The organism is Amycolatopsis sp. NBC_00345 (genome assembly GCF_036116635.1).
GTDB lineage: Bacteria > Actinomycetota > Actinomycetes > Mycobacteriales > Pseudonocardiaceae > Amycolatopsis.
The window spans coordinates 4350913-4376605 of sequence record NZ_CP107995.1; the positions used below are offsets into that span (position 1 = coordinate 4350913).

At 71.6% G+C, this 25693-nt stretch carries 18 protein-coding genes; 10 read left to right on the forward strand and 8 right to left on the reverse strand.

Features of this window, described 5'->3' with window-relative positions:
• The first annotated feature begins 27 nt into the window (after positions 1-27).
• Complete coding sequence (locus tag OG943_RS19060; RefSeq protein ID WP_328611133.1) at positions 28-4083, forward strand: CHAT domain-containing protein; 4056 nt, start codon at positions 28-30, stop codon at positions 4081-4083.
• An 85-nt stretch (positions 4084-4168) separates the two neighbouring features.
• Here OG943_RS19060 and OG943_RS19065 read toward each other — a convergent pair whose 3' ends face one another.
• Complete coding sequence (locus tag OG943_RS19065; protein WP_328611134.1) at positions 4169-5602, reverse strand: FAD-dependent monooxygenase; 1434 nt, start codon at positions 5600-5602, stop codon at positions 4169-4171.
• Between the two features lie 114 nt (positions 5603-5716).
• Between OG943_RS19065 and OG943_RS19070 the strand changes: the two genes are divergently transcribed.
• A complete protein-coding gene (locus OG943_RS19070; protein ID WP_328611135.1) occupies positions 5717-6682 on the forward strand; it encodes an Lrp/AsnC family transcriptional regulator in 966 nt (321 codons plus the stop codon).
• A 12-nt stretch (positions 6683-6694) separates the two neighbouring features.
• Here the strand turns inward: OG943_RS19070 and OG943_RS19075 are convergent, their stop codons facing one another.
• A complete protein-coding gene (locus tag OG943_RS19075) occupies positions 6695-7249 on the reverse strand; it encodes a Uma2 family endonuclease (RefSeq protein ID WP_442874743.1) in 555 nt (184 codons plus the stop codon).
• 488 nt (positions 7250-7737) lie between these two features.
• Here OG943_RS19075 and OG943_RS19080 point away from each other — a divergent pair, with 488 nt between their 5' ends.
• Positions 7738-9408 carry a TIGR04141 family sporadically distributed protein gene (locus tag OG943_RS19080; RefSeq protein WP_328611137.1) on the forward strand — a complete coding sequence of 557 codons (1671 nt, stop codon included), beginning with the start codon at positions 7738-7740 and terminating at the stop codon, positions 9406-9408.
• A gap of 290 nt (positions 9409-9698) precedes the next feature.
• On the opposite strand, the gene OG943_RS19085 is transcribed toward OG943_RS19080, so the two are convergent.
• The 3 genes from OG943_RS19085 to OG943_RS19095 all read right to left on the reverse strand — a co-directional run bounded on the left by OG943_RS19085 (position 9699) and on the right by OG943_RS19095 (position 12545).
• A complete protein-coding gene (locus OG943_RS19085; protein ID WP_328611138.1) occupies positions 9699-10898 on the reverse strand; it encodes an HNH endonuclease signature motif containing protein in 1200 nt (399 codons plus the stop codon).
• Positions 10899-10989: 91 nt separating this feature from the next.
• A complete protein-coding gene (locus tag OG943_RS48385) occupies positions 10990-11472 on the reverse strand; it encodes a hypothetical protein (protein WP_442874744.1) in 483 nt (160 codons plus the stop codon).
• Between the two features lie 71 nt (positions 11473-11543).
• Positions 11544-12545: a MerR family transcriptional regulator gene (locus OG943_RS19095; RefSeq protein ID WP_328611139.1), complete on the reverse strand. Its 1002-nt coding sequence runs from the start codon at positions 12543-12545 to the stop codon at positions 11544-11546.
• Positions 12546-12738: 193 nt separating this feature from the next.
• Between OG943_RS19095 and OG943_RS19100 the strand changes: the two genes are divergently transcribed.
• Positions 12739-13137 carry a DUF1508 domain-containing protein gene (locus OG943_RS19100; protein ID WP_328611140.1) on the forward strand — a complete coding sequence of 133 codons (399 nt, stop codon included), beginning with the start codon at positions 12739-12741 and terminating at the stop codon, positions 13135-13137.
• A gap of 149 nt (positions 13138-13286) precedes the next feature.
• Positions 13287-14366, forward strand: coding sequence for a substrate-binding domain-containing protein (locus OG943_RS19105; RefSeq protein WP_328611141.1), 1080 nt, complete (start codon positions 13287-13289; stop codon positions 14364-14366).
• Positions 14367-14438: 72 nt separating this feature from the next.
• Here OG943_RS19105 and OG943_RS19110 read toward each other — a convergent pair whose 3' ends face one another.
• On the reverse strand, positions 14439-15323 hold the full coding sequence (locus tag OG943_RS19110) for a sortase (protein ID WP_328611142.1): 885 nt from the start codon (positions 15321-15323) through the stop codon (positions 14439-14441).
• The gene (locus OG943_RS19115) at positions 15320-17614 is read right to left on the reverse strand and encodes a hypothetical protein (RefSeq protein WP_442874745.1); all 2295 of its coding nucleotides are present in this window, start codon (positions 17612-17614) and stop codon (positions 15320-15322) included. Before OG943_RS19115 ends, OG943_RS19110 begins: the two co-directional genes overlap by 4 nt.
• A gap of 143 nt (positions 17615-17757) precedes the next feature.
• Between OG943_RS19115 and pstC the strand changes: the two genes are divergently transcribed.
• From pstC to OG943_RS19135, 4 genes are read left to right on the forward strand one after another with little or no spacing between them, the layout of a single operon-like run.
• Entirely contained in the window at positions 17758-18738 is a 981-nt protein-coding gene (gene pstC, locus OG943_RS19120) for a phosphate ABC transporter permease subunit PstC (protein WP_328611144.1), read from the forward strand.
• On the forward strand, positions 18738-19865 hold the full coding sequence (pstA, locus tag OG943_RS19125) for a phosphate ABC transporter permease PstA (RefSeq protein ID WP_328611145.1): 1128 nt from the start codon (positions 18738-18740) through the stop codon (positions 19863-19865). The genes pstC and pstA overlap by 1 nt, the downstream gene beginning before the upstream one ends.
• A gap of 5 nt (positions 19866-19870) precedes the next feature.
• The gene (locus OG943_RS19130; protein WP_442874796.1) at positions 19871-20689 is read left to right on the forward strand and encodes a phosphate ABC transporter ATP-binding protein; all 819 of its coding nucleotides are present in this window, start codon (positions 19871-19873) and stop codon (positions 20687-20689) included.
• A gap of 15 nt (positions 20690-20704) precedes the next feature.
• The gene (locus OG943_RS19135) at positions 20705-22246 is read left to right on the forward strand and encodes a substrate-binding domain-containing protein (protein WP_328611146.1); all 1542 of its coding nucleotides are present in this window, start codon (positions 20705-20707) and stop codon (positions 22244-22246) included.
• On the opposite strand, the gene OG943_RS19140 is transcribed toward OG943_RS19135, so the two are convergent.
• Positions 22233-23018: an alpha/beta fold hydrolase gene (locus OG943_RS19140; RefSeq protein WP_328611147.1), complete on the reverse strand. Its 786-nt coding sequence runs from the start codon at positions 23016-23018 to the stop codon at positions 22233-22235. The genes OG943_RS19135 and OG943_RS19140 overlap by 14 nt on opposite strands.
• 524 nt (positions 23019-23542) lie before the next feature.
• On the opposite strand from OG943_RS19140, the gene OG943_RS19145 reads away from it, so the two are divergent.
• A complete protein-coding gene (locus OG943_RS19145; RefSeq protein ID WP_328611148.1) occupies positions 23543-25558 on the forward strand; it encodes a sialidase family protein in 2016 nt (671 codons plus the stop codon).
• Positions 25559-25693 lie beyond the last annotated feature (135 nt).

Genomic DNA, 25693 nt, shown 5'->3' on the forward strand with positions numbered 1-25693 from the left:
AGCGAGATGTGCGTGCGGGTGGGGGCCATGCCGTTCGATGACCTGTTCCACCGCGTCCAGCGGGTGCTCGACGACCACCGGCGGTCGGGCCGCGCGGATCCGGTGCTCGGCGAAGCCGTGCTGGCCGATGCCGTGCGGTTGCGCGAACTCGCCCGGCCCGCGGACCCGGCCGGCCCGACCCGGGCCGAACGGCGCCGGCTCGCGGCCGCCGACCAGGTCACCGGCCGGCTGCACTTCCTCCGTTCGCAGCTGATCCCGGACGGCACCGTCGATCTGGCCACGGCGCTGGTGTTGCTGTGGCCGTTCGCGGACGAACCGGGTGTGGTTCCCGAGGGGCTGCGCCCGCTGATCGGCCCGGCCGCGGACCCCGATCAGCAGGCGTCGCGGGGCAGCGAGCTGCTGGCGCACGCGCAGCAGGCCGGCGATCCGGCGGTGCTCGACATGAGCGTCGAGCTGCTGGCGGCGGCCGAGGCGGGGGTGGGGGCCGAGTGGGCGGCGCAGACCCGGAGCAACCTCGGCGCGGCGCTGTTCGTGCGCCACGTGAGAACCGGCAACCGCGCCGATCTCGACCGCGCGATCGAGACGTTGACCAGTGCGGTGGCCGAGACCGACGACACCGCGTCCTACCGTCCTCAGCTGCTCGGCAACCTCAGCGCCGCGCTGTCCCAGCGGTTCCGGCGTGACGGCGCGGCGGCGGATCTGGACCAGGTGATCGTGCTGGCCGGGCTGGCGGTCGCCGCCTGCCCGCCGGAGCACCCCGATCACGTCGTTTTCCTGGCCAATCTGGGCATGTTCCACCGGACGCGGTACGAGCGCGCGAACGAACCCGGGGAGCTGGAACGCGCCGTCGAGGTGGGTGAGCGCGCGGTGCGGCTGACCCCGTCGCACCACGCGAACCGGCCGGCGGCGCTCCACGGCCTCGGCCTCGCCTACCGGGCCCGGTTCGAACGGACGGCGAACCAGCCGGACCTCGACCGCGCGCTGGACCTCGCGGAGCGGAGCCTCGCCGCGACGCCCGCGGGTGATCCCCGGGCGAAGAGCAGGCAGAACGCGCTCGACACCGCGCGTTCGCTGCGTGCCGGGGACCGCAGTGGACCGTCGTTCGACCTGCTGCTGGCGGAGGTGAACCGGGCGCTGGCCGAGCACCAGCGCGGAGGTCGCGTAACCGAGGTGGCCGACGGCATTCCCGAACGGCTGTTCCTGGCGTCGCAGACCGTGGATCGCGACCGGCGGGCGCGGGCGTCGTACGCGCTCGGCTGGCTGTATTACTTCCGGTACCGCGCTTCCCCCGAGCCAGACGTGGTCAGTGTCGACTTCGCGCGCGCCGTCAGCCTGTTTGTCGACCTGGCGATCGAACCGAGCCAGATCCCGCCCGCGTTCCGGCGGATCCTCGGGCCCGCGGCCGAACCGCAAGGGCAGGGCCACATCGGCGGCGCGGTGCTGCGCTATGCCATGGACAGCAAGGATCCGCTGGCGCTCTACGGGGCGCAAAGCCTCCTCGAAGCGGCAGTCGGCGGCGGCTCGTACAGCGACGGTGAACGCGCGGGTTTCCTGGCCGATCTCAGTTCCCTCTACCTTTGGCGGTTCGAGCGGAGTGTGGCGGCGCTGCTCGACCCGGCCGTGGAGCGCGCGGAACAGAGCGTCGCGATTTCGCCGGCCCCGCACCCGTTGTCCGTGCTCAGAGCGGCCCGCGAACTGCGGTTCCGCCGGTTCGGACGGCTCGACGACCTGAACCGCGTCGTCGAGGTCGACCGGCAGCTGGTCGACCTCGACGCGCCGGATCGGGCCCACCGGCTGGCGGACCTGGCGATCAGCTACCGGATTCGTTACGGCCAAACGGATTCCGCGGACGATCTCCAGCAGGCCGTGCGCACCGCCGAGGAGGCGGTCGGCGCCACCGACGAGGAAAGCCCCGACCTGGCGGCGCGGCTGTCCATGCTGGCCCAGGTGCACCGCCTGCGTTACGAGCGCGACGGCGACCAGGAGGACCTGCACTTTGCCGTGGCGCTGGGCGAACGGGCCGTGCTCACCGCGGACCCGGAAAGCGGCAGCTGGGCCATCTGCCTGTCCGAGCTGGGCACCGCCTACCACTTGCGCTCGATCCGGCGGTCCGACCCGGCCGACCTGGAACGCGCGATCGAGATGGGCGAGCGCGCGGTGGCCGCGAGCACCGACGCGGGCCCGCCGCGGACGAACTACCTGTCCTCGCTCGGCGCGGCCTACCAGCTGAGGTACCGGATCGAGCACCGGCCCGCCGACCTGGACCGGCAGCTCGAACTCGGCGAGCAGGCCGTGGCCGGGATGCCCGAGGGCTACCCGGACCGGATCCGCCACCTGCGCAACCTCAGCGGCATCCACCTCAACCGCCACCAGCAGCCGGACCGGGACGCGGGCGATCTCGACCGGGCGCTCGAACTCGGCGAGCAGGCGCTGGCCGCGGCCGAGGGCACGGTGCTGGAGACCGCGTGCCTCGAAGTGGTGGCCGCCTGCCGGCTGCTGCGGCATCGAGCCGATCCGGCCGCGGTCGGCCGCGCCACCATGGAGGGGCTCACCGGGGAAATCGTCCGGGCCGCGGCCTCCTCGCGGCCGCTGGACGTCATCACCGCGGCCCACATCGGCGGGACGCTGGCGGCGGAAGCGGGGCAGCCGGATCTCGCGGTGCGCCTGCTCGACCTCGCCGTGACGCAGCTGTCCCTGCTGACTCCGGGCGACGTCCGCTGGCCGGACCAGGAGTTCCGGCTGATCCCGCACACCGGCCTCGTCGGCCACGCCGTCGCCGCGCACTTCGCGGCCGGGGATCCGGCCGGGGCCGCCGGAATCGCGGAGGCCGGGCGCGCGGTCGTGGTGGCGCAGCGGCTGGGGGCGCGCACCGATCTCGGCGAGCTCGAAGCGCGGCACCCGGGCCTGGCCGCCGGGTTCGCCCGGATCCGGGACCAGCTCGACCGGTCCGAGGCCGACGTCGCCGAACGCGTCCGGCTCCGCGCCGAACGCGACGACCTGCTCGCCCGGATCCGGCAGCAGGACGGTTTCGCCCGGTTCCTCCAGGCGCCCCGGCTGACCGAACTCCGGCAGGCCGCGGCCGGCGGCACCGTCGTGCTGGTCAACCCGGGCCCGGCCCGCGGCGACGCGCTCGTGATCACGGCGGACGCGGAGCCCGTGCACATCGAGCTGCCGCTGCTGACGGAACACGAGGTGAACGTCCGGGCGACCGAGCTGCTGGACGCCACCCACGCCACCGGCCTGACGGCGAGCCTGCGCAAGGCCCGCGTCGTGCGCGAAACGCTGGAATGGCTGTGGGACACGGTATCCGGGCCCGTCGCCGCGGTCCTGCCGGTCGCCGACGGAGAGATCCCGCGGGTGCGGTGGCTTCCGGTCGGCCGGCTCGGGCTGTTTCCGTTGCACGCCGCCGGTTACGCCGGTCGTCCGGGCGCGCTGGACCTCATGGTGTCGTCCTACACACCCACTCTGCGCGCCCTCGCCGACGCGCGGGCCCGTCCGCCGGCGCGGGTCCGGAAGCAGCTGACCGTCGCCGTGCCGCAGACGCCCGGCCTGCCCGACCTTCCGGGCACCGTGGCCGAAGTGCACGCGTTACATCCCGGCGCACTGGTGCTGGCCGGCCGGGCCGTCACCGTTCCCGGGCTGCTCGACGCGCTTTCGGGCAGTACGTGGGTGCACTTCGCCTGCCACGCCGGCACCAACCCGGTCAACCCGTCGCTGGCGTACCTGCAGCTGCCCGGCGGAAAGCTGCCGGTGTCCCGGATCGGCGAGCTGCGGATGCCCGGCGCCGAACTGGCCTACCTGTCCGCCTGCTCGACCGCGCACGGCGGGGAACTGCTCGCCGACGAAGCCGTGACCCTCGGCTCCGCCTTCCACCTGGCCGGATTCCGGCACGTCGTCGCCGGCCTGTGGCCCTTGTCCGACCGGATCGCCGCCGACGCCGCCCGGTCCTTCTACCGCCACCTGCCCGATCGCGCCGACGCCGACGGGGCGGGCGGCGCGTTGCGCGAAGTGGCCCTCCAGCTGCGCGACGCCCATCCCGACCGGCCGGACCTCTGGGCTTCCCTGGTGCACAGCGGCGCCTGACGCCGTCAAGGACTCCTTACCCGCGTCGGACGCTGGTAAGGAGTCCTTGACGGCGCCTGAGTCCGGTTAGGACAGTGCCGGGAGATCAGCGAGGTTTGCCGAACCAGCGGCCGAGCGCCGGCTCCAGACCGTCTGCGCCACCGGCCCAGCACACGTAACCATCCGGCCGGACCAGCATTGGCTCAGTACCGGCGGCCACGCGATCCACCCGGTCGCCCCAAAGGTCGGCGACCTTCGCGAACGCGCCGTCCGGGTCGATCAGGAGGCCGCGGCCGGAGCGCAGCAGCTCGTTCACCCGGGCCGGGCCGAGGTCCACGTCCGGTGCCGGTAGGCCGGCGAGCGGCTGGTCCTCGACGCCCGGGATCCGGTAGCGGATGCCCATGCCGGACAGCATGTCGTCGAGCTGGTACTGCACCTCCGGCAGTTTTGCCATGGCCGTGAACAGTTCCCGGGTGGCCATCACCTCCGGGGCGCGGGTGCCTTCCCAGTCCATCAGCAGGCTCTGCGCCTGGACGTTGCGCAGCACGGCGGCCCCGACCGGGTGCCGTTCCGCGTGGTAGGTGTCGAGCAGGTTCTCCGGCGCCCAGCCGCGTACGGCGGCGGCGAGTTTCCAGCCGAGGTTGAGCGCGTCCTGGATCCCGGTGTTCATGCCCTGCGCGCCGAGCGGGAGGTGGACGTGGGCAGCGTCGCCGGCCAGGAAAACCCGGCTGTGCCGGTACTGCGCGGCCTGCCGGGCCGCGTTGGTGATGCGGCGGGCGTAGCGAAGTTCGAGCAGCTGCACCTCGAGCCCGAACACGGCGCGCAGGCCGTCGCGGATCTCCTCCTCGGTGATCGGGACATCCCGGGCGCGGGCCCGGCCCGGCCCGCCCATGGCGAGCCGCAGCAGCGGCCGGCCCTCCTCGTCGGTGCCGAGCGGGAACAGGTGCGCCCAGTCCCCGGCCTCGTTCCAGCGGTGCGTCATCGTGTGCTCGACCCCGCTCAGCCGGAGGTCGGCGGCGATCACGGTCGCGGTGCCCGCCTGGCCGGGGAACTCGGCCCGCAGCAGCTTTCGCACCGTGCTGTGCCCGCCGTCGGCGGCCACGAGGTAGCGGGAACGGATCGTGGTGCCGTCGGCGAAGAACGCGGTGACCCCGTCGCCGTCCTGCTCGAGGCCGGCCAGCTCCTGGCCCCGCCGGGCGTGGATGCTTTGGGCGGCAAGGTGTTCCTCGAGGAAGCCCTCGATCACGACCTGCGGGATGGACCGCCACGGGAAGCGGTGCCGGCCCCGGCTGAGCGGGAGGTGGATGCCGCCGAAGTGGGCGGTGCCGACCGGGTGGTCCCCGGTGGCCAGCAACGCTTCCAGCAGCCCGCGCTGGTCGAACGCCTCCTGCGTGCGGGACTGCACCCCGCCCGCCTTGGACAGCTCGCTGCGCTGGGACAACTTGTCGACCACCAGGGCTGGCACCCCCGCCAGCTGAAGTTCGTTGGCCACCGTCAGCCCGGTCGGGCCCGCTCCGACGATCAGTACGTCCGTGTCCATGGCTGCTCCCCTGGTCTTGTTGCTCGGCATGGGACAACACTCCCGCCGCCGATCGGCCCGAGCCAGAAAACGGCATGACCGCGCCGGTATCCGGCTTCAGCTACCCTCGGCCCGGTGGAATCCGACTACGATGAGCTGGATCGCCAGCTCGTGCGCGCCCTTCAGCTCGACGGAAGGGCCGCTTTCAGTACCATCGCTGAAGTTCTTGGTGTGTCGGATCGCACCATCGCCCGCCGGTACGCCAAACTGCGGTCGTCCGGGGCGGTGCGGGTGCTCGGCGGGTTCGCCCCGACCGCACTGGGCGCGGTGCAGTGGTTCCTCCGGGTGCGCTGCGCGCCGGGCACCGCGGCCCCGGTCGCCGAAGCTCTGGCCCGGCGGCCCGACACGTCCTGGGTGAGCCTCACCTCCGGCGGCACCGAGATCACCTGCACGGTCGACACCGAGAACGAAGCCGACAGCGAGGCGCTGCTGCTGGCCAAGCTCCCCCGCACGCCCCGCGTGGAGGGGGTGACCGCGCACTCCGTGCTGCACGCCTTCTACGGCGGCCCGGACAGCCTGATCGCCAAGCTCGGCTCGCTGAGCGAAGAGGCGGTCGAGCGGCTGCGCCCGCCACCGGTGCCGCATCGGCCGGCGCCAGTGCGGCTCGACGACGGCGACCGGAAGCTGCTCGCCGCCCTCGCCGCCGACGGCCGGACCGGGTTCGAGCACCTGGCCTCGGCGACCGGCTGGTCACCGACCACAGTCCGGCGCCGGATGCGGGAGCTGCGCGAATCCGGCGTGCTGTACCTGGACATCGACATCGACGGGAGTTTGTTCAGCCTCGGCACCCGGACCCTGCTCTGGCTTTCGGTCGCCCCCGCACACCTGGAGGAGACCGGGGCGGCGCTGGCCGCGCACCCGGAGATCGCGTTCGCCGCCGCCACCACCGGGCCGACGAACCTGTGCGCGAGCGTGGTCTGCGCCGACCAGCGGGCGCTCTACCGGTACCTGACCACCCGCGTGGCCGCCCTGCCCGCCATCACGCACATCGAGACGGCACCGGTGATCAAGACCGTCAAACGGGCCGCGAAACAACCGTGACGCCGGCCGTGGTCAGTAGGAGGACACCAGGTCCGCGGGGCGGAGGTCCAGCCGGTACGGCCGTTCGAGCCGGGCGATCTCCTCGGCGGTCGCTTCGACGTCGAGCACGTACTCGCCGTCCTCCAGCCGGAAGCAGCGGATCCCGGGCGCACGCGGGTCGACCACCCAGTAGTAAGGGCACCCCGCCTCGGCCAGCCGCGCCGGCTTGAGGTGGGTGTCGATGTAGCGGCTGGACGGCGACACCACTTCGACCGCCAGCACCGGGACGCCGACGAGCGCGCGCTCGGTGAACGTGTCCCGCCGGCCGACCACGACGTCGGGGATCATCACCGTGTACTCGTCGAGCACGACGTCGACGGGGGCCGGCAGTACCTCGCAGTCCGCAGGGCAAACCGGGGTGAGCGCCGCGAGCAGGCGCGCGACCACCCTCTGGTGCAGCGGGCGCGGGGAGGGGCTCACTAGAAGAGTCCCGTCCACCAGTTCATACCGACGTCGCTCATCCGAGATCGTCTCCAGGTCCCGACGGGTGAGACGGTCGCCGTGCGCGAACATCGGGACTACCACCATGCTGCCCCCAGGAGCGGGCCGACCGGAAAACGACTACGCCAGAGTAAACGCGCGCACCCGCCACCGCGAGCCGTCTCCCGGGGGCGATCGGCGCCCGTCTGGCCCACCCGGCGGCGCGGCCACCCCGATCAACACTCACAATCCGTGACGGAAACGCGGAGAAACTGCCCCGGGCAGCGCAAGAACCAGACCGGAATACGGCCATTCGAGCACTGTTACCGGATTCTCGAAAACGCCATTCACTCGCACCTTTGAGGACACTCGCCGCTCATCTTCTGGACGCTTGAACTGCGAGTATGCTCGGATAAGCGCTCAACTAAAACCTGCCGAAACGATACCATTGCCCGGCGAACGAGGGTTTCGGCGGCCAGGTTAAACCCGATTTCACCCTTTCGCCCGGCATTAGCTCTGCGTGATTAACCGGACGGCCGGACGCCTGTCCTATCCTGGGTCGTCGTCGCCCATGTTCAGACCTTTCGGTGGTGGTCATGCCAACCCCGTCCTCCCCGAGCAAACCGGTCTCCCTCTTCCGGCTCGACGGCACCGAGGCCGAGCACGAACTGCTCGTCTCGCTGACGGCCGAGCAGGTCACCACCGACGTCCCGGTCGACCTCTCCGGCACGGCGGCCCGGCTCGTCGCCGGCACCTTCCGCACCGAGATGCCCCAGTGGGTCCCGCATGCCGCCGCGCTCACCGGCAGCCGACTCGACCTGTCTTCGACGCTGCCGTTCGCGGTGCTGCTCGTCCCGCGTCCACCGTGGACCTACGCGGTCGCCTGGGGCGCCGGGCACCTGGTGCTCAACGACGAGTACGTCGAGCAGGGTTTCGGGCTGCTGTTCGGGATCCGCCGGCTGGACCCGTACGACCTCGGGCTGGTGGCGAGCGCGGCGCTGGACGTCTCGGCGCGGGCGACCCAGATCTCCATCCCCGGCGGCGGCGAGCTGTCGGCGTTCCGGCTGGAGCCCTACGGCGACCTGGTGAACCGGCTGGCCGGCTCGGCCGACCTGACCGACCTCACCTACGGGCGCGTGACCGGCAAGCGGTACCGGATCCGCGTCGGCAACTCCCTCTGGGCGCCGCTGGCGAAGGAGCCGGACGCCTTCCTCGCGGACCTCGACGCGGTGGGCGCGGTCGTGGACGAGCCGGACGCGGAATCGGCGTTGCGGTTCGTCGCCCAGACCCGGCCGCTGGAGCGCCACCACCGGCTCGTGCCGACGCTCGAACGGCGGCTCGCGGAGGCGTTCGAAGACGAGTCCGCGGCACTCGGCCTGACCTGGCCCGGGGCCGCGGTGCACGACGCCGAGAACGCCGGTTCGTTCCGCATCACCGGCCTCGGCGCGGGCGGGCCGCTGCACGTCGAGGCGCGGCTGGAGCTGGCGCACCTGACCGGCCGGCTGGCCGAGATCCCGGTGGACCGGCGGATCAAGGCCCTGCGCGCCGGGCGCGTCGTCACCTGCGCCGACGAGGCCGGCGAGGAAGAGACCGGCACCCCGCTGCCGGTCGCGCGCTGGCTGGTGTTCGAGACGACCATCGACCACGTCCGGTACGTCTTCCACCAGGGCCGCTGGTACCGGATCGGCGAGACCTACGTCGAGCAGATGCGCGCCCAGGTCGCGGACCTGTTGTCCCGCAAGTACTTCTGGCCGGACGTCACGTGGCGGCCCAGCGGCGAGTCCGACGACGAGAACCGGTACTGCCACCGGGTCGCCGGCGAGCCGGGCTACCTGTGCCTGGACCGGGATTTCGCGACCACGCCGTTGCACCCGCGGTTCGAGCTGTGCGACCTGCTCGGCCCCGGCGACGAGCTGATCCACGTGAAGTGGCTCGGCCGCGCCACGGCGGCCAGCCACCTCTACACCCAGGCCCTCGTGTCGGCCGAAGCCCTGCACGACGAGCCGGAAGCCCTCGCGCAGCTCGCCGCCAAGGTCTCGGCCGCCGACCCGGACCGCGTGCTCACCGAAGCGCCCCGCACGGTGGTGCTCGCCGCCGCGGGGCGGGCGTGGCAGGTGGACGAGCTGTTCACTCTGTCCCAGATCGCGCTGTTGCGCTTGGATCGCGCGGTGCGGGGTCTGCAGGCGACGCTTCGGTTCGCGGACATTCCGTACGTGCCCAAGCGGACCACTCGTGCGCAGCCGGTTCTCCGTCGCCGGAAGCGATAGTGTTTTGCGGCTTGGCGGGTTTGCGCACCAGACTTGGTTGCTCCAGCCCTGCCCCACCACCCTCAACGGAGGTGCTCCGCGCCCAGCCTCGATTCCACGCACCGAACGCCACATTGTGGTTTTCTCAGTGGGGCTGGGTGGGGTGGGTGTTGTCGTGGGATGAGGCGTGGGGCCGCTGGTAGGGCTGAGTTTGCGAAGACCAAGTCTTGGAGTCCAGGGTTTCCTGTGGTGCCACGTTTGATGTGGCGCGTGAGGTGGCCCTGTTCGTCGTCGGCGGCTGTGTGCCGGGGTCAGGCGGCTGCCTCACGTCCGGCCCCGCCTGTGGTGTCTTTGACTCGGTTTTCGTGCAGTGGTGGCGGTGTTGTCGCGTACACCCGCCCCGTCGGGGTGGTGATGGTGCCGTTACCACCGGGCGCCGTGGTGTAGGACCAGCCGGGTTCGTCTTTGAGGCGGTGGTGCCGCCGACAGTGCGGGGCCAGGTTCTCTTCAGCGGTCTGGCCGCCTTGCGCGAAGTCGCGGGTGTGGTCGATATCGCTGTACTGCGACGGGCGACGACATCCGGGGTGACGGCATACCCGGTCCCGTGCCTGCACCAGGTCCGCGAGGGCGGCGGGTGGCCGGTAGCGGGTCCGGCCGACACTGAGGACCTGCCCGGTGTCAGGTTCGGTGATGATCCGGCGCCACACCGAATTCGAGTCTGTGGCGAGCGCCCGCGCCAGCCACGCGGGGACCGTGCCGCAGCCGGAGAGTTCGGCGGGTTCCTCGTTCAATCCGGCTAGTGTCAGAAGGTCCACGTAGAGGTAGATCACGGGCTTGATGCCGCTGTCGCCGGGCGCCCGGTTCAGCAGCCGGTCGGCTAGGACATCCGCACGCAATTGGTCCAGGGTCCGGAGCTCGTCGCCTCGGCGCAGCCTCCGCGCCTCCTGATCGAGGGAGGCGTAAATCGACGAGGCTTGTTCCACGGGCAGGTCACACAGCAAGGTGGACATGGTCTCGTCCTGGTGAATCAGGCAGATGTTGCGGTCGCGCCGTCGCGCCCGGGATCTTCGCTCATATCCTTCGGCATCCACCTTCTGCACTACCCGATTCACGGCGGCCCGTAACGACGACGGATTCTTCCCCGCCAACCGCGTCGCCACAATCGCATCGACCTGACCGGCCATCTCATCGGATAGGGCGATGGTCGGCTCGAATACCATCCGCGCCTTGAAGCCATCGATCTCCCCGCGTCGGAATGCCGCGAACGTCTCCGGCAACCGGGTTGTCAATGCTTGCGCCAACGCGACATCGGCCCCGGCGCGCCGTTCTGTCATCGACAACTCCAACGCCAGCTCGGCCGTCACCGACCGGGTAGACCCGCCCGTCGCCGCGAACAAGGCGACATCAGCGGCCTGCTCGGCCTCCAGCTGCGCCACCCGGACGGCCCGTTCATGAATCCGAGACAAAACATCGGAAGCGTCATGTAAAGAAGAATCCCCATAATTGCTCACTCTTCAATTTTACCGATACCACCCACCGGAAACGTCACCAAATCGAGTGAACAAAACATCTCCATATCGGCTATTGGGTCACCGCAACGCCTCATTGAGGTTTTTTCATCCTGTTGTTGCTGGTGAGGGGGGAAGTGGTTGGTGTGGTGGGCATGTCGATGTTGGGGTGACCTGAATGCTGGCGGTTCGTGCCCTGCTCAGCGGTGAAGCCCCCGGCAGGATCGTGGATGTGAGTCAACCATCCGCCGGGGGCCTCAACGGCCTTGTCTACCAGGCTGTCCTGCCTGTGTCCACGCAGACCGTGACCATGGTCGCGGGTCTGATCCGCGACCGCCGTAAAGCTGTGGGGTCCCGGTGGCGTAAAGCCGGTCCGGGGACTCAGGCGATGCTGGTGCTGGTGGTGCCGCGCCATGATCAGCGGCTGGTTGATCTTGCTGTGGAGGTGTTCGCCGGGACCCGATGCGCGGTGGAACGCGGCTTCGCCGCGATCAAAACCTGGCGTGTCCTCGACCGGCTCCGGATGAACCCACGCCACGCCACCACCCTGACCCGGGCAATACTCGTCCTCGTTCAACACGAACAAAGAACCCGCCGAGCAACACCCTGACCAGCACAAACCACGATGAAACAACCCCAATGTGGCGCTCAGGATCCGCCCGCCGGACCGGGCACCTCAAGCGCGTCGGCGAGCCACTCCCGGGCCACCACGGACCTCGCCAGATCCAGCTGCGGTGTCCCGTTGATCGTGGCCACCAGTGAGTGGTACCGGCCGAGCGCGCCGGTGAACCGGGACCGGAAATCCTTGGCCCGTGGGCTTTCCGCGGCGCCGCGGCCACCGCCGGCCAGCCGGCTCCGCAGCTGGGCGGAGTCGGCCTCCCCGGCCAGCTCGGCGGCCGAAGCCGCCAGGCGGCCGGCGATCTCCTGGGCCCGCGGGGAGTCCGGTGGTAACCCCGACTGCTGGGCCGCCTTGGCTTCCAAGACGATCCGGCGATGCCGCTCGATCAGCTCCAGCGTCGGCGGTGCGGTCACCTGGCGGGCCCGGGCGGCGGAGAAGGCGTGGTGGAAGAACTCGCGGACCGAGCGGCGGAAGTCGTCGTCCAGTACCAGGTCGGCCAGCTCGATCCAGGCTTCGAGCTGCCCGGTGGTGGGCTCCTCCGGCAGGTTCGGCCGCATCCGGTGCAGCAGCTCGACGAAAGCCGGGTGGACGTCGAGGCCCGCGCTGACCTCGTCCCAGAACTGGTCGATGAGCCGGTCGCGGTCGTCGTCGGACAGGGACACGAGCTTGTGCATGAGCGTTACCTGTTCGGCCAAGCTGTGCTGTTTCACGATGGTCCGCAGGACGGCCCGCCGGGCCCGGAGGCTGCGCATCCGGTCCTCGACGAGCGCCAGATGCGTCGTCGCGAGATCACGCAGTGTGGTCTCGTCGGCCAGCAGCCGGCGGATGTCGTCCAGGCCCGCGTCCAGTTCGCGCAGCGTGCGCACGAGTTCCAGCCGGGCGATGGCCTGGACGTCGTACAGCCGGTACCCGGCCTCGGTGTGACCGGTGGGCGTGACGATCCCGGCGTCGGCGTAGAACCTGACGGCGCTGACGCTCAGGCCGGTCCGGCCGGCCACTTCCCCGATGGGGTACAGCTCGTTGTCGTCCACAGCGCCCACTATGCGGTCTCAAGCCGGTTGAGAGTCAACCCCGCCGGTCGCGGGCCGCGGCCGTTGTTCACCTCATCGCCGTCGCGCCTTAAGCGGGGCCGGTAACCTTCCTCCCGCGTGCGCACGATGTTCTTTGTGCCAAGGGACGGCGTTTCACCGGATGGCCGTTCCGCGCGAACTGGGGATGCGACAAATGAACAGCGTTGCGATTCCGCGCCGGATACCGCGGTTCCAGCTGATCGGCGGGCGCGGGGAGGCGACCCGGTGGCGGCTGCTGGGCAGCAACAACGCGTCGCTCGGGCTGGGCACTGTGGACTACCGGGGCGGGGACGAGTGCGTGGCGGCCGTCCAATGGCTGTGCGCGAACCTCGGCCGCACCCGGCTGGAGCTGACCCACGACCACGGCATCGACTGGCGCTGGGTCCTGCACGCCGGCCACGGGTCGATCGCGATCGCGAGCCACGCCTACGGGCGCCGCATCGAGGCGAAGCGGGGCTACGAACGCTTCGCCATCGCCGCGGGCGAGGCCGCGGAGTCCGCCGTGGACGGTCGTATCACCGACTGGCGCACCAAATACCGGCTCCCCGGCTGAAGACCCCTCACTGCGCGTGCGTTCGTCGGGCATTAACCGGCACGCCGTCGGGCGGGAAGGCAACACACCGCCCCGCGTTGCCGGGCTGGACGAGGTTGGTCTGGGCCACGGAATCCCGTGGCCTAGACCAGACAGAAAGAGTACAACCCATGCGTGCTCGTACTGCCCGGTTCGTGGGCATCACCGCCGTCGCCGCAGGCGCCTGCCTCCTCCTCCCGGGCACCGCCGGCGCCGTGCCCGGCCCGAACGGCCTCCCCGAGGTCCTCGCGGCCGCCGGCTCCGACACGATCGCCGACGTCACCAACGCGATCTTCACCGCCGCGAACACCGACGCCACCAACGTCGACCCCGACAAGTACGTGAGCATCCCGCCGGTGCTCGCGAGCGGCGCCTCCTTCACCGTGCCCAGCGACTCGTTCGACGCCGGCACGACCTACAACGCCGCCAACCCGCCGGCCAACGGCTCCGGCGCGGGCAAGACCGCGCTGGCCAACGCCGCCGCGGCCGGCAGCGCCTCGATCGACATCGCCCGCTCGTCGGCCGGCCGCGCCGGCACCGACCCGGCCACCTTCGAGTTCTACGGCTTCGCGAAGGACGGCGTCTCCTGGTCCGCCTCGTCGACCGGCGCGGGCGCCGGCGTCACCCTCACCCTGGCGCAGCTGCGCGGCATCTACAGCGGCACCATCACCAACTGGAACCAGGTCGGCGGCGCCAACGCGGCGATCACCGTCTACCTGCCGCAGGCCGGTTCCGGCACGCTGGCGTTCTTCACCGGCACCGTGCTCGGCTTCGACCCGACCACCAAGCCGGTGACGGTCAAGCGGTTCCAGGAGAACGAGGGCAACACCATCGCGGCCGCCGACCAGGCGTCCGCGATCGCGCCGTACTCGGTGGCCCAGTGGGTCGCGCAGGGCAACAGTGTCGTCACCGACAAGCGCGCCGGGTTCTTCGCGGGCACGCTGACCGGTGCCGGTTCCGACGCCGCCCCCGTTTCGGGCAGCGCCGGCACCTACGCCCCGGCGTTCACCGACGGCTTCCTCGGCGCCCGGACCGTGTACTACGTGCTCGACACCCGCTCGCCCTCGTACCAGGCCGCGCTGAACGCGGTCGGGTTCGACAGCACCGGCCCGAGCAAGCTGTGCGCCGGCTCCCTGGCCACCACGCTGACGAAGTACGGCTTCAAGCCGCTGGCCGCCGACGCGAACGGCGTCACCTGCACCCTGTCCTGACCCGCACCACGAACGGAACCGGCCCGGACGGGGTTTCCCGTCCGGGCCGGTTCCCGTTGTGCCGCTGGTGGTTCAGGCCCAGGCGGGCAGCAGCCGCCACACCGCGGCGGCGGCGAGCACGGCCAGCGCCAGCAGCGCCGGGGTGGTGATCACGTAGGTCGAGACCGGGCGCCAGCGCCGGTACAGCAGGGTCGCGCCCGCGGCCGCCGCGGCGAACCCGCCGAAGGACAGGACCAGCTGGGCCCACGCGCCGCTGTCGCCGGTCCGCCCGTCCTGCGCGTCCGCCCGGCCGTTCTGGGGCGTGGGGCGGAACGGCTTGCCCGCCAGCACCGCGGTGACCACCGTCGCCCGCGACGCCGAGCCCGGCCACCAGCTCGCCGAGGTGACCAGGGTGAGCCGGTCGTCCTGGGTGCGGCCGTAGTCCCGGTCCTCGTCCAGGTCCCGGGTCGCGGCGCCGGTCACGGTGTAGACCGACCGGCCCTGCGTCGTCGCCACCACGAGCTGGTCGCCCCGGGCCAGCTCGCCCAGCCGGGCGAACGGGGCCCCGTAACCGGAGTAACGCCCGGCCACCGCGGAGTTCCCGGGCTGGCCCGGCCCCGACGTGCCGGGAATGTGGCCCGGGCCGGACGTCGTCTCGCCGGGCGAAGCGCCTTCGAGCACGACCTGCTGGACGCGCAGCTTCGGGATCTCCAGCACCGCCACCGGCGCGCCGAACTCCGGCGGCTTCGTCACCGGCGCGGCGCCGAGCAGGGTCCGGGTCGCGCCCTGCGCCTCCGCCATCCCGGCCTTGATGGTGGCCAGCGCGGCACGCTGGTCGTTGTTCGCCAGCATCGGCCCGAGCGCGTAGGCGACCAGGCCGACGCACACCGCCGTGGTGACCAGCCAGCCGGCCACGGTCACCACTGTCCACTTGGGATCGAACCGCACCGCGGGACGCGGGGCCTCCGTGGTCGTCATGCCCGGCCCCGCAGCGCCGGAATCCGCAGTACCGAAACCCAGAGTGCCGCGACCCGGCGGGCGAGCCGGTTCACCCAGGGCGGCAACGGTTTGCCCGCGGTCAGGTACCCGGTCGCGGACGGCAGCAGCACCAGCGCCACGAGGGCCAGCAGCGGGATCAGCGCCGCCAGCGCGCCCGCGCCCGGGAACAGCGGGATCCGGACCCCGTCGGCGAGGTTCCGCGCCGCCTGGACGCTGGCCTGGGTGGGCGCCTGCATCGCCAGCGCCGCGGCCTCCGGGCCCGGGCCCGCGACCGGTGTGCCCGGCCCGGTGCCGCCGAAGCCCCCGGTCACCGGGCCACCCCCGCCGGTGTCACCTGGCCCGCCCGGTCCGGTGCCGGGGTTCTGCGCCTCCTGCTGTTCGTGGCAGGCCGCCGAGGCGGTGCCCGTGCCGACCTTCGCCACGGCGTCCTGCGCGGCGGACAGCAGGTCGGGCGTCAACGGAACCAGACCGGGGCCCATGCTGTTCTGGCCGCCGTTGGTGGCGGCCTTCAGGAAGGTGGCGAGCTGGTCCTGCTTCGCCTTCTCGGGCGCGCAAGCCGCGTCGACGAGCGGGTTGACCGGAGCGGTCACGGATTCCACGAACGTGAGCGGGTAGCCAGCGCCGCCGGTGAGGTGCAGTGAGCCGTCCTCGGCCGGCTGGGCGTGCGCGGCCGCGGCCTGCAGCGTCGCCGGGGTGGGCGCGACGTAGCCGCCCTTGCCGTCGGGCAGCGCGGCCGGGGTCCAGCCGTACTCGGTCGCGGTGGCCAGGTCGGTGACGACCCAGTTCAGGCAGCCGTTCACGCACTCCTGCCCGGTGCCGAGAGTGGCGCTGCTGACCTGTTTGCGGACGTTGATCCGGCCGGTCTTGGCGTCGACGTTGTGCACACCGTCGTCGCCGAGGTTGAGCGTGTTGAGGTCGCCGACCACGCCGACCGGCTTGCCGTTGCCGGCCAGCGGTTTTCCCTGGGCGTCGCGGAAACTGCCGTACGTCCAGGCGGGCAGCCCGGCCAGCCGTCCGCTCAGCGTCAGCGGGACACTGCCCGGCCCGGCCTCGCCGGTGACGCCGTAGAACGTGTTGTCGAAGTGCCCGGCGCGGGAATCCGGCGCCTGCACGGGGCTGGTGGGGCCGCTGATCACAGCGAGTGCGGGGTTCCGGGCCACGAGCGCGGAGCCGTCGGCGAAGACCCCGCCGCGGCCGGTGCTGTCCGGCAGCTCGCCGCCCTTGCTCAGCAGGTTCGCCACGTCGTCCCAGCTGAACGCCGGGCCCCCGGACAGCCGCGACAGCAGTGCCGCGCCGGTGTCCGAGCGGTCGGTCGGAGTCCAGCCGACGGCGGCGACCACGGTGGCGTTGAGCGCCACCGGGACGTAGCTGCGGGCCCGGACGGACTGGGCCGCCAGCGTGCCGCCGGAGCCGGTGACCACCACGTCGGAGTCGCCCTTGTCGAACGACGTCAGCCCGCTGTCCTCGGTCTCGGCCACGATGTTGGCCGGCTGCACCGCCTTCGTCGGCGCGCACAGCATCTGGTTCCAGGCCACCGCCGTCCGGCCGAACCGCTCCGGCATGCTCGCGGTCACCGTGCCGGCGCCCACGCCGCCGCAGCCCTGGATCTTCAGTCCCGGGGCGGACGCGGCGAAGGTGATCGAGCTGTCGTAAACCGTCTGCGGGACGGTGGCGCCGGCCGGTTTGCCGGTGAGCTTCAGCATCATCGTGCAGGGGTGGGTCTCGTCGCAGGCGAACGAGTACTGCTTCTTCGCGGGGTTCGCCGGCCACGGGATCGTCGCGGACGCCGCCAGGGTGGTGAACTCCGGGTCGAACGCGACGGCCTTCGGTGCGCTCGCGCCCCTCGGCACGGAGGTGTCGAACACGACGGTCTGGCTCGCCGCGCTGCGGCCCCGGTCCGATCGCGGCGTCTGGAACAACGCGCCCGACAGCTCGTCGTTGAGGTTGCCGCAGTAGGCGGTGACCCGGTTCGCGAACGACGGGTCCGGCACCCACACGAGTTTCTTCGTCACGGGGTCCAGCTGCGACTTCAGCAGCGAGTCACGCAGCTGGGCCGGGCAGACGACGAAGTTCGCCGTGGCGTTGGCGGGCAGGCCCGCGACCGTGATGCGCAGGGGGTCGCCGTCCTGCGCGTGCGCGAGGTCGCCGCCGGTGGTCTGGACCGTGTAGGTGAGGGGTGGCGCACTGGTCTGCGCGGATGCGGACGGCACCGCCGCGAGCCCCAGCACGGCCAGCAGGCCACTGGCGAACACGAGGACTACCCGTCTCAAGCCATTCATGGTGCCAACCTCCTCAAGCCGGGTGCGCCCCGTCAACAAAGGCGGGGGCACGCGCGAAGCGGTTCACGAACACGCCGTCGGGCCTTCGCTGCTCGTCCAACTTCGCCGGGCCAGTGCTCGGAATACTCGCTGCCGTGACAGTCACGACCCCCGCTCCGGGCGCCCCGCCTCCGGAGCCGCTCGCGATCGCCGACGTGCCGTCGCGGGCCGACCGCGTGTTCCGCCGCCTGACGACCGGCGCCGGCCTGTCGGTCCTCGGCCTGCTGGTCGTGATCGGCTTCTTCCTCGTCTACCGCTCGGTTCCCGCCTTCCGGATCAGCGGGTTCGGGTTCTTCTCCACCGTGCAGTTCGACGCGGCGTCCGGGCAGCTGGGCGTGCTGGGCCTGCTCTACGGCACGATCGTGGTCGCCCTGATCGCGGTCGTGTTCGCGGTGCCGCTGTCGATCCTCGCCGCGCTGTTCATCAGCGACTACGCGAGCGGCCGGGTGCGCGGGTTCCTCACCGGGCTGGTGGACCTGCTCGCCGCGATCCCCAGCCTGCTCTACGGGTTGTGGGGCTTCAGCTTCCTGCGGCCGTACATCACGCCGCTTTCGGAGTGGCTGACGTCGAACCTGGGCTGGTTCCCGCTGTTCTCGACGAAACCGGGCGCGATCCTGTTCAACTCCATGTTCGTCGCCGGGCTGGTCGTTTCGCTGATGGTCATCCCGATCACCACCTCGGTGATCCGCGAGGTGTTCACCCAGACGCCGGCCGGGGAAAAAGAAGCGGCCCTCGCACTGGGCAGCACCCGCTGGGGCATGGTCCGCACGGTCGTGCTGCCGTTCGGCCGCGGCGGGATCGTCGGCGGCTCGATGCTCGGCCTCGGCCGGGCGCTCGGCGAGACCATCGCGGTCTCCCTGCTGCTGCCGCAGGTCCCGCAGGTGACCACGCACCTGCTCGAGTTCGGCGGCGCCACGATCTCCGGGTTCATCGCCAACAACGCGGGCATGTCCGGGCTCGGGCTCAACGGGCTGATGGCGGCCGGGCTGGTCCTGTTCGTGTTCACGCTGGCGACCAACTTCACCGCCTCGGTGATCATCTCCCGCAGCCGCTCCGGGGTCGGGGTGGACGCCTGATGACCACCACCGTCAAGGACACTGTGGACACTGACGGGGACCCGGTCGCCGCGCCCGTGGTCCCGGTCCGGCGCCGCACTTCGGCCACCACCCCGCAGGACCGGCTGGTCGCGCTGGGCTGCGCGGTGTCGGCGACCCTGCTCACCTGGTTCGTGCTGCACGAGCTGCTCACCTCGCCGGGCCGGCTCGCCGACCTCGTCGTCGCCTACCTGCTGTACCTGGCCATGCTGTACCTGGTCACCCGCGACCGGCTCGGCCACCTCGCCGCGATGGACCGGCTGGTGTCGGCCGTGGTGATCAGCGGGGCCGCCGGCCTGCTGGTGCCGTTGCTGTTCCTGCTCGGGTACATCGTGGCGAAGGGCCTGCCGAGCCTGCGCCTGGCGTTCTTCGGCCACGACATGTCGTCGGTCGCGCCGACCGACCCCGCGACGGCGACCGGCGGCCTGCACGCGATCGTCGGCACGCTGGAGCAGACCGCGCTCGCGCTCGTGTTCGTGGTCCCGCTCGGGGTGCTCACCGCGGTGTTCCTCAACGAGACGCGGTCGCGGTTCCGCCGCCCGGTGCGGATCTTCGTCGACGCGATGAGCGGCCTGCCCTCGGTGGTGGCCGGCCTGTTCGTCTACGCGGCGCTGATCCTGCCGCCGGTGCAAGGCGGCTTCTCCGGCTTCATGGCGACACTCGCGTTGACGATGATCATGCTGCCCACCGTCACCCGGACCGTCGACGTGGTGCTGCGCCTGGTGCCGGACGGCCTGCGCGAAGCCTCGCTGGCGCTGGGCGCGAGCCGCGCGCGCACGGTGTGGTCGGTGGTGCTGCCGACCGCCCGCACCGGCGTGAGCACCGCGATCATCCTCGGCATCGCCCGCGTGGTCGGGGAAACGGCGCCGCTGCTGTTCACCTCGTTCGGCTCGCTGTCGATGAACTACAACCCGTTCTCCGACCCGCAGGAGAGCCTGCCCCGCTTCGTCTACCGCTACATCAAGGAACCCCTCGCCTCGGCACAGGAACGCGGGTACATCGGCGCGCTGGTGCTGATCCTGCTGATCTTCGCGCTGTTCGCGCTGACCCGGCTGATCGGCCGCCGACGCCGGCCGGGCCGCCGGACGAAACCCAGGAGTGACCGGTGACCGAAATCCTCGACGCCCCCCAGCCCGTGCGCGTGGTCGGCGGGCCGCCGCCCGGCGCCGCCGCCCTGGAGTCACGCGGGGTGCACGCCTGGTTCGGCGACCGGCTGGTGCTGGAAGACGTCTCACTGGCCATGCCCGCGCACGAGGTGACCGCGCTGATCGGCCCGTCGGGCTGCGGCAAGTCGACCTTCCTGCGCATCCTCAACCGGATGCACGAGCTGGTGCCCTCGGCCAGTCTGGCGGGCGAGGTGCTGCTGGACGGCCAGGACATCTACGCGGACGGCACCCGCGCCCAGCACGCCCGGCTGCGGATCGGCATGGTCTTCCAGAAGCCCAACCCGTTCCCGGCGATGTCCATTCGCGACAACGTGCTCGCGGGGCTCAAGCTGGCCGGCGTCAAATGCGACGACAAGGACGGCCTGGTCGAGCAGAGCCTCGAGCGGGCCGGGCTGTGGCGCGAGGTGCGCGACCGCCTGCAGTCCCCCGGCGGCGCGCTGTCCGGCGGCCAGCAGCAGCGGCTGTGCATCGCGCGATCGCTCGCGGTGCAGCCCAACGTGCTGCTGATGGACGAGCCCTGCTCCGCGCTGGACCCGACCTCCACCCGGCGGATCGAGCAGACGATCGTGGAGATCTCCGACGAGGTCACCGTCGTGATCGTCACGCACAACATGCAGCAGGCCCAACGGGTTTCGCACCACTGCGCGTTTTTCCTCGCCGGGGAGAACGAGCCGGGCCGCATCGTCGAGCACGGGTCCACCGAGCAGATCTTCGGCGAGCCCGAAGACAGCCGCACGCACGACTACGTCAACGGCCGTTTCGGCTGACCGGGAGTCTTTTTCATGCACCGCAAGAGTCTGGCGGCCCTCGGCTGCGCCGCCCTCGTGCTGGCGGGCCAGCTGGCACTGGCCCCCGCCGCCGAGGCCTTCACCCAGGTCAACGGATCCGGGTCCACCTACGTCGGGCTCGCCATGAGCGACTGGCAGAACGGCGCCAACTCGCGCGGCATCCCGGTCAACTACAGCGCGCTGGGCTCGCCCGCGGGCGTCAACCAGTACGGCGACCGCACCGTCGACTTCGCCGGCACCGAAGCCGAAGTCAGCTCGCTGCAGGCCGCGGGCGGCGGCGGGCTGAGCGCGGACCAGCGCGGGTACCAGTACGTCCCGGACGTCGCGGGCGCGGTCGCGGTGATGTACAACGTCACCGACGCCGCCGGCCGCCGCGTCGACTCGCTCCACCTGAAGCGGGACACCATCGCGCGGATCTTCGCCCGCGACATCACCCGCTGGAACGACCCGGCGATCACGGCCACCAACGGCGGCTTCGCGCTGCCGGACCGGCCGATCACGCTGATCGGGCGCAGCGGCCAGTCCGGCACGACCGCGCTGTTCTACGACTTCGTGGCGCACGTCGCGCCCAACGCGTACAACGCTTTCATCGGCCGCAACACCGACAAGGGCATCGGCCCGCTGCCGCCGGGCGTCCGCCCGATCCAGCTGCCCACCATGGGCCCGGACGCGGACTTCTACCGGCTGTTCGCCGACTCCGACCAGATCGCGCAGACCGTCGCCAACGGCAGCGTCCCGTTTTCCATCGGCTACGACGAATTCGGCTACGCCAAGAAGTACAACGCGCCCACGGCGTGGGTGGACAACGAGGCGGGCCAGTACACCCTGCCCTACGCCGCGAACATCGCGGCGGCGCTGTCGAAGGCGAACCTGCGCCCGGACCTGAGCCAGGAACTGTCCGGGGTGTACACCAACCCGAACCCGCTGACGTACCCGATTTCGGCGTACTCCTACCTGATGACCCCGTGCGCCAGCGGCCGCGACACCTGCAAGGGCGGCTACTCCGAAGCGGCCAAGACGGACACCATGAGCGCCTTCGTCGAGCACATCGCCTGCGACGGCCAGATCAACATGGCCCGCATCGGGTACTCGCCGCTGCCGCCGAACCTGTCGCAGGAGATGATGAACGCGAACGCCCGCCTCACCGGGCAGCCCGCCAAGCAGCTGAACGCGGGCAACTGCGGCAACCCCACGTTCCACGGCGGCCTCGGGGCCGGCGCCACCGCACCGCAGGATCCCTTCGCCGGCATGGGCGGCGTCGACGCCCTCACCCACGGCGGCACCGGCGGCAGCGCCCGCACCAGCGCGGGCGGGCCGGGCGCCTCGACCGGGCCCCACGCCTCCGCGGGCCCCAGCTCCTCGGCCGCCGAGGCCACTGACGCCAACGGCGGCTCGACCGACTGGCGCAACGCCGAGCCCACGTCGTACCAAGGCGGCGGTCTCGGCGGCTTCGGGGCCTGGGCCGCCTTGGTCCTGTTCGCGGCGATCTGCACGCCGCTGCTCGTGCGCGGCCTCCGCCGCATCAAACGGCGCTGAAGGCCAAGAGAAGCGCGGCAGTCCGCGACGGGTCCTCGACGTTGGGTGAGTGCCCGGAGCCGGGCAGCAGCTCGACTTCCGCACCGGGAACGGCGCGGTACTCAGCAGCCGACGAGGAGCGCCACCGCCGGTCGTCCTCGCCGAAGATCACCAGCAGCGGTTTTCCCAGTGCCGCCAGCCGTTCCGGGAGGACCCGCTCCTCCAGGTACGCGCGGCCCGCCTGCGAAGTCGCGGCGAACGTCTGGAGGTTCATCCCGCGCGTCTCGTCCACGAACGCCTGGGGGATCTCGAAACCCGCGCGGAACGCGGGGCTCAGGAGCCGGCGGAGCTGCTCGTCGGTCAGGTCCGGCCACTGCGCCGGGCCGATGGTGAGCTCGTCCGCGATGTAGGCGGCCATGCCGGGGCCGGTGTTGATCAGCGCGAGCGCGGTCACCAGGCCGGACCGCTGCTCGGCCAGCGCGGTGGCGATCATCCCGCCGCTGGAATGCCCGGCGACGACGGCCTGTTCGACGCCGAGCCGGTCCAGCGCCGCGGCGACCCGGCCGGCCTGGTCCGGGAGCGCGTACCCCGCGCCCTCCGGCGGGGCCGACCGGCCGCACCCGGGCAGGTCGACCCGGATCACGCGGAGGGAGCCGGTCAGCAGCGGGACCATCGGGTCCCACGTGCGCAGCGACGCGCCGGTGCCGTGGATGAGCAGGAGCGCGGGGGCGTCGCGGGGGCCGTCCTGGCGTACGTGGATCCCGCCGGTGGTTGTGCTGTCGGAAACAGTCATGGACGCACTGTCGCCGCCGTCGTGGGCCGGTGGCTTGGACGAATGTTCCCGGCTGCCGCCGTGCGTAGCATCGGGGAATGCGGGACAGCGTGGTGCCGGACGACGGGTTGTTGTGGGACATCGCCTGCCCAGCCCGGCCGCTCCGGGTGCCGGGGGTGACCATGGCCGGGTTCCGTGACCGCGGGGTCACCCCGCCCGCAGGCGACGTGAACGCACGCGGTTTACCCCTTTCCTTCACGCGGGCGCGACTGCCCGCATCTGCTTAGGTTTGCCTAACCTAGCTGCCGAAGGCGGTAAACCGGAAGATTCGCCCACTGTGACGTGAACCTCCGCGATGAGATCCGATGTATACGCACCGTGCACGAGCCCCTCCACGCGGCGATAACCGGTTCCTGGCAAGAGAAGAACGGACAGAGTTCGGCGACCTGAAGACCCCTGTCAAGACCCGGTTTGTCGTGAAAATGACACGAAGATCGGACGAATGCCGCTATACGGCGCCCCGGGCGCAGGCCAAGATCACCCGCATGACCCCAAGATCGGCCACCAGGCACACTCTGAGATCGACGGCCAGACGCACGCTCGTTCTCGGGCTGCTCGCGCTGCTCGTCTCCACCGGGACGACCGCCGTAGCCACCGCCGCCCCCTCGCCCCAGCCCACCGCCGACGTGAACGCGACCGGTCTGCCTCGTGGCGGCTGGGAATCCGTCGGCCCCAACAGCATCGGCGGGCTGCTGGGTGTTTCCGGCTCCCCGGCCAAGCTCGCCATGATGGAGCCGAGCCCGCCCACGCTGTGGCTGTCCGACGACCGCGGCGGCTCCTGGACCGCGCGGCGCGGGCTGCCGCAGGACACCGTGATCCAAGGGTTCTTCGTCGACCCGGCCAACGCCGACCGGATGCTGGCCGTGGCCAACGTCCCGGCGGAATACCCGACCACGTGGCGCGGCGACCTGCTGGCGACCACCGACCGCGGCCAGAGCTGGCAGACGCTGCGGGAGTGGTACCCCGGCGGGGCGTTCCAGATGGCCACCGACCCGGCCGGCCGCACGATCGTGGTGCAGAACCGGGACAGCATCAGCATCAGCATCGACGGCGGCGCGCAGTGGCGCGACGTGCCGAGGACCTGGCCGCGGCAGGGGATCGCCGCGCCGGTCGGCGACCTGAAGCTGACGCTGGTGGGCGACGACGCCTACTTCACCACCGTCACCCCGGACTACGCGCTGTGGGCCATCCGCGGCGTCACCGGCGACGACCCGAAGGCCGAGCAGGTCTACCGGGCCGACGGCGAGGTCGACCAGGTCGCTTCGGACGGACGGCAGATCGTGGTCACGGTCGGCACCGAGCTGCGGGGCTCCACCGACGGCGGCCGGACCTGGACCGTGCTGCGCGCCGATCCCACCGGCCAGCCCCTGCGCGAACCGCGCTTCGTCGGCGGCCGCCTCTACGTTGCCACGTACCAGAACCTGGACGTCAGCACCGACGGCGGCCGGACGTGGACCCGCAAGCCGGTGCCCGCGGCCGGCGAGGGCGTGACCGACATCCTCGACCTCCCGGCCGGGGCGGGCAAACCGGCGGCCACGCTGGTCTCCGCGCTCTACCGGGGCGTGTACTCCGACGGCGGCAAGAGCGGCTACCAGCAGCTCGGCGTGCCCGGCGAGTCGATCCGCCAGCTCGTGACGACCGGCTACCCCTGGCAGCAGAGCGTGGTGGCGGCCGGCGTGCAGGAGATCTACAACTCCCCGCTGCCGCAAGGAAAGATCGTCCCGTCGACGCGGGCGTGGCAGTCGCATCCCGGCGACCGGCTGCACGAGAACGCGTACCTGTCGGTCTCCCCGAACCGGCCGGACGTGGTCTGGCAGGTCACCAAGAACGGCTTCACCACGGACGTGCTGCGCAGCGGTGACGGCGGCCGGAACTGGCAGCTGGTCGGCAAGCCGCTGCCGGGCTCGGCCCAGGCGTTCCTGGCCGACCCGGCCGATCCGGACCGGCTCCTGCTTTCGGCGTTCACCGACCAGGGCTTCGTGCTCTACCGCAGCGGCGATTCCGGGCAGCACTGGGAAAAGTCCGAGGCGGAAGGCTTCCTCGCCCTCGCCGGGGACCCCTGGAACCCGGACCGCCTGTGGGGCGGCAGCCGCAGCGGCCTCTTCCGGTCCGACGACGGCGGCAAGACGTGGACGCGGGTGTCCGACCAGCCGGTCAGCACCATCTCGCTGAGCCGCTGGGGCTTCGGCCGCATCCTGGTGGGCGGCGCCGGGCTGCTGCTCAGTGAGGACAACGGCCGGTCGTTCCGGCAGGTCCGCGACGGTGACAACCCGCGCGAGTTCACCCAGATCGTGGCCCACCCGTTCGATCCCCGCGTGTGGTTCGCGGGCAGCGCGGACGGCGCGGGTGTGCTGCGCAGCACCGACTTCGGCCGCACCTGGTCCCCGATGCCCGGCGCCCTGCCCGACACCCGGGTGATCTCGCTGACGATCAGCGCGGACGGGCGGTACCTGTTCGCGGGCACCGCGCAGTCCGGCGCGTATCGCCTGACGCTGTACTGATCCACGCTGTACCGGCTGATGCGGTAACTGATTCGCGAGGCGTGGCCGGGGACGTGCTGGACGCGTCCCCGGCCTGTCCTGGCGCACCCGGAACTCCCGCGTCGTCCGGGACCACTCGCCCTGGGCTTGGCGCCC

Excerpts from the sequence above, each read along its gene's own strand:
- OG943_RS19060 (WP_328611133.1), top strand. The coding sequence starts at position 28 with ATGCCGTTCGATGACCTGTTCCACCGCGTCCAGCGGGTGCTCGACGAC.
- OG943_RS19065 (WP_328611134.1), bottom strand. The coding sequence starts at position 5,602 with ATGGACACGGACGTACTGATCGTCGGAGCGGGCCCGACCGGGCTGACG.
- OG943_RS19075 (WP_442874743.1), bottom strand. The coding sequence starts at position 7,249 with ATGGTGGTAGTCCCGATGTTCGCGCACGGCGACCGTCTCACCCGTCGG.
- OG943_RS19080 (WP_328611137.1), top strand. The coding sequence starts at position 7,738 with ATGCCAACCCCGTCCTCCCCGAGCAAACCGGTCTCCCTCTTCCGGCTC.
- OG943_RS19100 (WP_328611140.1), top strand. The coding sequence starts at position 12,739 with ATGAACAGCGTTGCGATTCCGCGCCGGATACCGCGGTTCCAGCTGATC.
- OG943_RS19105 (WP_328611141.1), top strand. The coding sequence starts at position 13,287 with ATGCGTGCTCGTACTGCCCGGTTCGTGGGCATCACCGCCGTCGCCGCA.
- OG943_RS19110 (WP_328611142.1), bottom strand. The coding sequence starts at position 15,323 with ATGACGACCACGGAGGCCCCGCGTCCCGCGGTGCGGTTCGATCCCAAG.
- pstA (WP_328611145.1), top strand. The coding sequence starts at position 18,738 with ATGACCACCACCGTCAAGGACACTGTGGACACTGACGGGGACCCGGTC.
- OG943_RS19135 (WP_328611146.1), top strand. The coding sequence starts at position 20,705 with ATGCACCGCAAGAGTCTGGCGGCCCTCGGCTGCGCCGCCCTCGTGCTG.
- OG943_RS19140 (WP_328611147.1), bottom strand. The coding sequence starts at position 23,018 with ATGACTGTTTCCGACAGCACAACCACCGGCGGGATCCACGTACGCCAG.
- OG943_RS19145 (WP_328611148.1), top strand. The coding sequence starts at position 23,543 with ATGACCCCAAGATCGGCCACCAGGCACACTCTGAGATCGACGGCCAGA.